The following is a 2,572-nucleotide window of genomic DNA, read 5'->3' as shown; positions in this document are numbered from 1 at the left end:
GGGCGGCGCCAAGGGCGGCCTCGGCGGTGCCAGGGGCGCGGGTCGCGCCGGCGCGGGTCGCGGCGGCATGGGCGCGCCCGGCGGCCGCGGTGGCGGCGGCGGTGGCAAGGGCGAGGAAGACCACGAGCGCACCACCTGGCTCATGGAGGACGAGGACGTGTGGGGCGGAAATGATGACGACACCGCTCCCCCCGTGATCGGCTGACCCCTTAGGCTCGGTCACCAGACGAAGCAGGAGACGGCGTGAGCAGATTCAAGGTTCTTGGACTGCTCACGCCGTGTTCGCGTAGTGAGGGTGCGTTGTGCGACGGATGACTCGATGGCTCGCCGCGATCGGAGCGACCTCAGCTCTGGTCCTGACCACGGCGGCACCGGCCGCCGCGACTCCCGGCCCGCGGACCGACCAGTGGTGGTTCAAGGCCTGGGCGGTCCAGCAGAAGGTCTGGCCCGTCAGCAAGGGGGCGGGCGTCACCGTCGCGGTCCTCGACAACGGCGTCAACGGCCAGATCCCCGAACTGCAGGGCGTCGTCGTGCCGGGCGCCAACCTGAACAAGGGCACCAACCTCGACATCGGCGGCACCGACGGCCAGCGCGGCGCGACCTCCGACGTGACGCTCTCGCACGGCACCGCGATGGCCGCCCTCATCGCGGCCAACGGCTCGGGCACGGGCTATGTCGGCGTGGCGCCCGAGGCGAAGATCATGTCGGTGGCCTCCAACCTGACCAACTGGGACAAGGCGATCAGGTTCGCCGTCGACCGCGGCGCCAAGGTCATTAACATCTCGCAGGCGTCCCGCGGGCTGGGCAGGTGCCAGGAGGAACTGCAGGAGGCCGTCCTGTACGCCCTGCAGAAGGACGTCGTGGTCATCGCCGGCGCCGGCAACAGCGGCACTGGCGGCAACCCGTCGATGGCGCCCGCGAACTGCGCGGGAGTGCTGGCGGTGGGGGCCGTGGACAACCAGAAGCGGGCCTGGGAGGACACCGAGCGGCAACCCTATGTCGCCGTCGCGGCGCCCGGCTTCCGGGTGAACGCCGTGCTCGCCAACGGTCAGATCACCGACAACGTGTCCGGGACGAGCCAGGCGACGGCGCTGACGTCGGCGGTGGCCGCGCTGATGCGCTCGAAGAACCCGCAGATGCCGGCGCGCGAGGTCGTCCAGCGGCTCATCAACACGACCAAGGACGCCGGGCCTCCCGGGAAGGACCAGCTGACCGGCAGCGGGGTCATCATCCCGGCCGACGCACTGAGCGCGCAGGTCCCGGCGAACGCGCCGAACCCCGTGTTCGCCAAGTACGACCAGTGGCTGAAGGACCACCCGAAGGTCAAGGAGACCGCCACCAAGGTGCCGAAGTCGGAGGCCACGAAGAAGGCCGACGCGGCGGACCAGCGGCTCCTCGTCATCATCATCGTGGTGGGCGCGATCGTGGTGATCGGCCTGGTCGTGTTCTTCGTCATCGTCAGGCGCGGCAAGAAGAAGAGCCCGCCTCCGGGTCCGCCGCAGGGCGGGCCGTCCGGACCGCCGCCCGGCTGGGGCGGTCAGGCGCCGCCTCCGCAGCAGGGCGGGTTCCCGCCGCAGGGCGGGCAGCCGGTGCCTCCGCAGGGCGGGCCGGCGGGTGCGCCGCCCGGGTGGGGCGGTCCGCAGGGGCCGCCGCCGGGAGGCCCGCAGGGCGGCCGGCCGTACACGCCTCCGCAGGGTCCCGGAGGCCCCCAGAACTAGTTCCGCTTTCTTCGTCGCGACCGTCCCCGCGCTCGGTATCGTGCGCGCGGACGGTCGCCTCCGGTGTGCGATCAAGGGACAGAAAGAGTGGTCATGAAGAAGCTCCTGGTCATTCCGGCCGCCGCATTCGTGCTGACGGTGGGCCTCAGCGCTTGCGGAGACTCTGACGACGGTGGCGGTGGCGGCACCATCTCCGGGAACGGCGGCGCCAGCAGCGCTCCCGCGACGCAGGGCGGTGGCGGCACCGTCACCGGGAACGGCGGCTCCAACGGCGGCGGCTCGGGCGGCGGCGGTTCCAAGGGCGGCGGCAAGCTCACGGCCGCGCAGCGCGAGTCGCTGACCAAGCTCCGGAACTGCATGGTCAAGAAGGGCTACGACATGCCCGAACTCGACCCGAACAACCCGGTCATGGCGCCGAAGAACACGGGCGGCAAGAGCACCGACCAGGTGAACAAGGACGCCGCGGCGTGCGCGTCGCAGTCGCAGCCGTCCGGCGGCTGACGGGAATTTCCCGGCCGCCGGATGGTCAGGAGGAGCTCGGGACCTCATAGGCTGGCGGGCGACGAAAGGAGGCGGAGTGCCGGACTCGAGCTGGCAGCACTCCGTGTTGCGTGATCTCGGTGTGTCCCAGCGCGGCCTGAAGACCCTCGGCACCGCGCCGGAGAACCCCGCCGCGGGTGCCGCCTGGGGCGCGGAGGCGGCCCAGGCGGCCACCGAGCAGCGCGAGCGACCGCCGGCCGTCCCGGAGCCTCCCGCGCCCGCACCGCCGCCCCCGGCGGCGCCGGGGCCCATGGTGGGCGCCCCCGTACCGCCGGAGCCCGTGCTGCCCGCCCCCGTGCTGCCCGAGCCGGTGG

4 protein-coding genes are annotated in these 2,572 nt (G+C 72.6%); all 4 read left to right on the top strand.

Features of this window, described 5'->3' with window-relative positions:
• Positions 1–205, top strand: a 205-nt coding sequence (locus E1293_RS48350) for a hypothetical protein (protein ID WP_207939528.1), incomplete at its 5' end; no start/stop codon positions are given.
• A 106-nt stretch (positions 206–311) separates the two neighbouring features.
• A complete protein-coding gene (locus E1293_RS46275; protein WP_132206411.1) occupies positions 312–1,718 on the top strand; it encodes a S8 family serine peptidase in 1,407 nt (468 codons plus the stop codon).
• Positions 1,719–1,811: 93 nt separating this feature from the next.
• Complete coding sequence (locus E1293_RS46270; protein WP_132206409.1) at positions 1,812–2,219, top strand: hypothetical protein; 408 nt, start codon at positions 1,812–1,814, stop codon at positions 2,217–2,219.
• 76 nt (positions 2,220–2,295) lie between these two features.
• A partial coding sequence (locus E1293_RS49090) for a hypothetical protein (RefSeq protein WP_424923738.1) occupies positions 2,296–2,572 on the top strand: 277 nt, incomplete at its 3' end.

It is taken from the genome of Actinomadura darangshiensis, assembly GCF_004349235.1.
GTDB classification, from domain to species: domain Bacteria; phylum Actinomycetota; class Actinomycetes; order Streptosporangiales; family Streptosporangiaceae; genus Spirillospora; species Spirillospora darangshiensis.
This window is presented reverse-complemented; position numbering and strand designations above follow the sequence as displayed.